Source organism: Dietzia sp. E1 (assembly GCF_014145015.1).
GTDB classification, from domain to species: Bacteria; Actinomycetota; Actinomycetes; order Mycobacteriales; family Mycobacteriaceae; genus Dietzia; species Dietzia cinnamea_A.
The window spans coordinates 1-5,712 of sequence record NZ_JAALDU010000105.1; the positions used below are offsets into that span (position 1 = coordinate 1).

General features: G+C 63.6%; 7 protein-coding genes. All 7 read left to right on the plus strand.

Annotation, left to right across the window (positions count from 1 at the left end):
• The first annotated feature begins 300 nt into the window (after positions 1 to 300).
• The 7 genes from G6030_RS04765 (at position 301) to G6030_RS04790 (ending at position 5,405) form a co-directional block, all read left to right on the plus strand.
• Complete coding sequence (locus G6030_RS04765; protein ID WP_156523497.1) at positions 301 to 456, plus strand: hypothetical protein; 156 nt, start codon at positions 301 to 303, stop codon at positions 454 to 456.
• Between the two features lie 667 nt (positions 457 to 1,123).
• Positions 1,124 to 1,390: an SHOCT domain-containing protein gene (locus G6030_RS04770; protein ID WP_003862069.1), complete on the plus strand. Its 267-nt coding sequence runs from the start codon at positions 1,124 to 1,126 to the stop codon at positions 1,388 to 1,390.
• On the plus strand, positions 1,387 to 2,868 hold the full coding sequence (locus G6030_RS04775) for a multicopper oxidase family protein (RefSeq protein ID WP_096905124.1): 1,482 nt from the start codon (positions 1,387 to 1,389) through the stop codon (positions 2,866 to 2,868). The genes G6030_RS04770 and G6030_RS04775 overlap by 4 nt, the downstream gene beginning before the upstream one ends.
• Positions 2,869 to 2,933: 65 nt before the next feature.
• On the plus strand, positions 2,934 to 4,235 hold the full coding sequence (locus tag G6030_RS04780; RefSeq protein WP_096905123.1) for an APC family permease: 1,302 nt from the start codon (positions 2,934 to 2,936) through the stop codon (positions 4,233 to 4,235).
• Positions 4,236 to 4,471: 236 nt separating this feature from the next.
• Positions 4,472 to 4,714 (plus strand): DUF2892 domain-containing protein, encoded by a 243-nt coding sequence (locus G6030_RS04785; protein WP_076599981.1) that lies wholly within the window; start codon positions 4,472 to 4,474, stop codon positions 4,712 to 4,714.
• A 179-nt stretch (positions 4,715 to 4,893) separates the two neighbouring features.
• A complete protein-coding gene (locus tag G6030_RS16710; protein WP_256385638.1) occupies positions 4,894 to 5,022 on the plus strand; it encodes a hypothetical protein in 129 nt (42 codons plus the stop codon).
• Positions 5,023 to 5,057: 35 nt separating this feature from the next.
• On the plus strand, positions 5,058 to 5,405 hold the full coding sequence (locus G6030_RS04790) for a YHS domain-containing protein (protein ID WP_096907174.1): 348 nt from the start codon (positions 5,058 to 5,060) through the stop codon (positions 5,403 to 5,405).
• The last annotated feature ends 307 nt before the right edge of the window (positions 5,406 to 5,712 follow it).

A 5,712-nucleotide genomic window follows, 5' to 3' on the forward strand; every position in this document is an offset into this window, starting at 1 on the left:
GTATCAATGTCACCGACGCCTACGCCAAGTCGTTCCAGAACAACAGCAACCGTGGCGACGTGGTCGAAGTCATCAATACCGTCGGACCAACACTTCCTGGGACCGACGGACTGGGCGACTGGAACATCCCGTGGGAGACCTGGCGTGCCGGAAATGCCGATCAGGCCTGAGGGGTCCAGTCACTATTCTGACCTCGACCAAAGGCCAGGCCAAAATCGTCCGGCGAGCGCGGGAATAGCCAAAATGCACACTCTTCCGTGGTCATTGATCGACGTTTGAATTTCCTGACATTCGACGTTCATGGACGAGGGAGTCTCGCCGGATTCGTTTTTGGCGGCCCCACCGGCACAAACGAACAATGGCAGCCAGCAGGTGCGCAAGATGGTGCGCGACATCTGGTGCAACCAGCCGGTGGACGCGAATACGCCCGGAGCTAATACGCAGACCTTCCACTAAACGGGCCCTTCACTATGAAGGGCCACTAAACGATGCCGAGCTGTAGTTTCTGCGAACTCACCCTTCCCCAAATTTCCCCCATCTTCGAGGGCACGAGGGTTCTCCACCATGGTCTCGATCGTTCCAGCCTGTCCTGAGTGTCAGCTCGCCAGCGGAAATTCTTGATCAGACCTCCACCTGATCTCCACACAAATACGCGGGCGTACCGGCCAATGTGGAACTCGACCGGAAGGCAGGGGCGCGGTATGGAGTGGGCGAGTGTAACCGTGGTGGCCATTGGCCTGGGCGTGTTCTGGGCCAGCGTGCTCTGCCTCATTGTCGCCCTGACAGGGACCGCTCCCCAGGCGTGAGACACCCAGGGACCAATCGATGGGTGAGCCGGGTTCAACCACCTACCCCACATACCCCATAGGGGTATAATTGGAGGTGTTCCAGTGAGCACCAGCAACGAGTATGAAGAGGAGAAGATGTCTATCCAGCCTCGCAGTAACCTTCCGTTGGAAGCGATCGCTGAATCCTGCACGTGCTGCTCCACACCCAGACCCTCGGTGCCGATGCCGATCCACGGTCTCCAGACCGACCGCCACGCCCCGCACCCGGCGCCACCACCCCCCAGACACCGGCGGGCCACACGCTCGGGACTGAGAAGTAGCGAAGGACGATCGCGATGATGTGGAACAACGGGATGGGTTCGGGAATGGGCTGGATGTGGATCTTCTGGCTCTTGGTCATTCTGGGCACGGTGGTGGTCACCGTCGTCCTGGCGAAAGCGTTCACCGGCGGCCGGGGCCAGACCGGAGGGCATGAGCATGTCAAAACCGGGGAACGCCCGCGCCAGCCGCGAGAGATCCTGGACGAACGCTACGCCCGTGGAGAGCTAACCACCGAGGAGTACCGGGAGCGACTACACACTCTGGGCGAGGGACGGCAGTGAGCGAGCTGACCCGACGGCAGCTCCTCGCACTGGGTTTGGCAGGGGCCGGCACCGCCGCCGTGGGCGGGGCCGGCCTGTGGTGGACCGTCAGTGAGGGCAACACCACGAACAGTGGTGGCTTCTCCGACGGTGGTGACGACCTTCTCGAGCCGGACGTGGTGGCCAGTCGGGACGGTGTGCTCGATCTGGAGTTGGTCGCCGCCCCCGCCCGGGTCAAGATCGGCGGGCGAAACGCAAACGTGCAGGCGTTCAACGGCACACTCCCAGGCCCCACCCTGCGCGTTCGGGGCGGAGACACGATCCGAGTGGCGATTGCCAACGAACTCGACACCCCGACCAACCTGCACGTACACGGGTTGCACGTCTCCCCCGAGGGCAATGGCGACAACCCCTTCGTCAGCATCTCCCCCGGCGAGTCCTTCGACTACGAAATCGTCCTGCCAAACGACCACCCGCCCGGGACTTTCTGGTACCACCCCCACCACCACGGCCATGTCGCTGACCAACTGGCGGCCGGACTCTACGGAGCGATCGTTGTTGAGGACCCCGAGCCGGTCCCGGTGTCCCGTGAGCGCACCTTGGTCGTCTCCGACATCACCCTCGACGGCACTGGCAACCCGGCTGCCGCGTCCCCGCCCGAGAAGATGATGGGCCGTCAAGGCGAGATAGTGATGGTCAACGGCCAGGTTCGGCCCCGGGCCACCGCTTCGCCGGGAGAGCGAGAGCAGTGGCGGATCGTCAACGCCTGCCCGTCCCGCTACCTGCGCCTGACCCTGGATGGTCAGTCTCTGCGCCTGCTCGGCCGTGACACCGGCCGCCTACCCGAACCTGTCGACCTCACCGAGGTGACGCTGGCTCCCGGAAACAGAGTCGAACTCCTGGTGGACGCTCGCCAGGGCACCTCCACTCTGCTCAGCATCCCGGTGGACCGCGGCGCCATGCCTGGCATGATGGGCGGACCCATGGCCGGTGCGTTCCCGGCGGACGACGAGCCGATCGGTCTGCTCACGCTGGACGTGACTGGGCCCCCGGCGGACGAACCCGATCCCGTGCCCGCAGGACCGGCCCTGCGGGACCTGCGCACCGCACCGGTAACTGCCCGTCGAACCCTGGAATTCGCCATGGGCATGGGCATGGGCCGTGGGATGCGCGGAGCCGAATCGATGATGTCGTTCACCATCAACGGCCGACAGTTCGACGCCGACCGAAACGACATCACGGTCCGCGCCAGAACTGTGGAGGAATGGACCCTGACCAACACCAGCCCCATGGACCACCCAATGCACCTGCACGTGTGGCCCATGCAAGTCCTCGACGACGGCGAGTCACCCACCTGGCAGGACGTGGTCAACATTCCGGCCTTCGGCCGCGTCACCATCCGCGTGGCCTTCGACGACATCGTCGGCCGCACCGTCTACCACTGTCACATCCTCGACCACGAGGACCTCGGCATGATGGGCACGATCCTGGCCCGCTGAACTCGGCGCACCCGACCGCAAGCACACCGCCAACCCCGCCCGACGAGAAGAAAGTACGGTACCGCATGGATCGCAGCGCCCAGTCCTCGAACTCACTGACCCTCACTGGATCCGTTGCGCTCGGGACGGGGGTGATGATCGGGGCGGGCATTTTCGCCCTGGTAGGGCAGGTCGCCGAGCTGGCCGGGGGGTGGATGCCGTGGGCCTTCCTTGCCGGGGCAGTGGTGGTGGCCTTCAGCTCCTACTCCTACATCCGCTACTCAGCCACCAACCCTTCCTCGGGCGGAATCGCGATGCAACTCAAAGCCGCGTATGGACCCGGGGTCGTGGCTGGCTCGGTTTCGCTGTTCATGTACGTGTCGATGATCCTCGCCGAGTCCCTTCTCGGCCGAACCTTCGGTACCTACATGCTGCGACCGTTCGGGATGCAGGACTCCGACGTGTGGGTCCCGGTGCTGGCCGTCCTCGCCATCGCCGGCGCCGCACTGGTGAACCTGGTGGGCAACCAACTAGTGGAGCGCTCTGCCACGGTCACCGCAGCGCTCAAGATCGTCGGCATCGCGGTGCTGGCGATCGCGGGAATCCTCGCCGCGGGACTCTCCTCCCTGCCCCGGCTCATTACCGCCGCTGGACGCACGCCACCAGACCAGGGATGGGTGGGCTTTCTCGCCGGTGTCACCCTATGCATCCTGGCGTACAAGGGGTTCACCACGATCACCAACCACGGCGGGGATCTGAAGAACCCCAAGCGCAATATCGGCCGCTCAATCATTATTTCCATCGCCCTGTGCACGGCGCTCTATCTATTGATCACCGTCGCAGTCACTGCGAGCCTGACCGTGCCAGAGATCATCGAGGCCCGCGACTACGCACTGGCCGAAGCAGCCCAGCCGATGTTCGGCGACTGGGGCATGAGAATAACCGTGCTTATCGCGGTGGTCGCCACACTGTCTGGACTGATCGCGAGCCTATTCTCAGTCTCGAAGCTCTACGACATGCTCCGAGAAATGGGCCAAGCCCCGGGCCTGCCCGGCCGGCCAGGACATCAGTCGCTCTACATCACCGCCGGGCTGGCGATCGTGATGGCCGCCTTCTTCGACCTCTCCCAGATCGCCTCCCTTGGCGCTATCTTGTATTTGGCCATGGACATTGCCATCCACTTCGGGATCATCCGCCGTCTCAAAAACGACGTCGCCGCCAACTCCTGGATCCCGTTGCTCGCGATCATCCTTGACCTCGCGGTACTGGTGCCCTTCCTGCTCACCAAGAGCCAATCGGACCCGTTCACCCTCGTCATCACCGCGCTAGTGGCCCTAGCCATCGTCCTCGCCCAGTGGCTCGCCGTGCGACACCACCAACACCAGTGAGAACACAGAGCACACCAGAGACTCCAACCAACCCAGCGCGATTCAGGCCGCACGACGCGCGTCCGCTGAGCGCGTTGAGGCGCGCATCTCCCCACACTTGTGGCACACGCCGTACCGGCTTCGCCGAACCTTCACGTGAAGGACAGTTCGTCCTTCACAAACACTTGGCAGATTGGGGGTGTACCGATCAATGGTCCCGTGCACTCGGGGCTGGATCGAGCACCCAGGAGGAAACGATGCAGGCGAGATGGAGTATCAACATCACCCCTATCGAAAGGGGCGCTCGCATCGTGTTGGGTCTTCTCGGTGTCGTTGGCGGAGGAATTCTGCTCAGCCAGGCGGACTCCACGGGCGCGGTGATCGTGGAGCTGTTGTTGATCGTGGCTGGTCTGGACCTGATCGTCACTGGTGGGACCGGGCACTGTCCACTGTACAAGAAATTGGGCCGCCTCCCGCTTCGGAAAGGACACCCCTCATGAGCGAGCAATCACCCCAGGAGCGACGGCGCCAGCCACTAGACGCGCCCCCTGATCAGCCCCCCGTTGCGGGGTCGGCTTCCCCCTACAGCGATGGGCCTCTGGAAGAGCAGTACCCGCCCGAGCCCTCGAAGCCCGGACGCTCCGGTCATCGTTGGATGATGCTCGCGTGTTGTGTCCCGATGCTCGTTCTTGTCGGGGTCCTGCTGGTGACCGGGGTCGCAGGCACCGGAGTGATCGTGTTTGGCGCGCTGTGCGTGGCGATGATGGGCCTGATGATGTTCGCAATGCCCGGTGGCCACGGCCATTAACCCGCCACTACACGCTCCTGGGATCCATCAGCCCGATGATTGCCGCTGCGGCGATGGCATTGTCCTCCCTGTCGGTCGTGGTCAACGCCAACCGACTCCGGGGCTTCACTGCCGAACGGGCCGCTGATGACACCGCGGTGTCGCTCGCCTCCGAACCTGTGGTGGAAGTCGGCGACGACCGCCACGATCCTGGATCAGAGCCAACTCCCCATGCCACTGACCCGGTATGCGGCATGAGCGTGGACCCGGCCTTTGCCACTGCCAGCGCCACCCACGAGGGCCACACCTACTACTTCTGTTCCGGCCACTGCGCGAGAGTATTCGACACCCGACCCACAGACTTCGCCGCCACCACCGAGCGAGGAAGCGCCCCGCCGCAATGACCTCCACCAGAGATGCTCTCCTCCAGACGCGAGCACTAACTCGCACTGACCCGATCAGATCCTCAATTTCGACCATATTTCGCCCTGCCGGTTGCTCCCGGTGGGGATGAGCAATCACACCAGAACTGACCTTGCGGTCAGGAGGAGGGGTTCATGACTCACGGACACGGAGGCCACAGTTACACGGACGGTGCGCGCGGCCCTGGGTGGGGACTGGCCATCTCGGCGTGGCTGACGGGAATTTACTTCTTCATTGAAATTAGCATCGGGTTGTTAGGGACGTGCTTCGGAAAGCAGGGTTCTGATG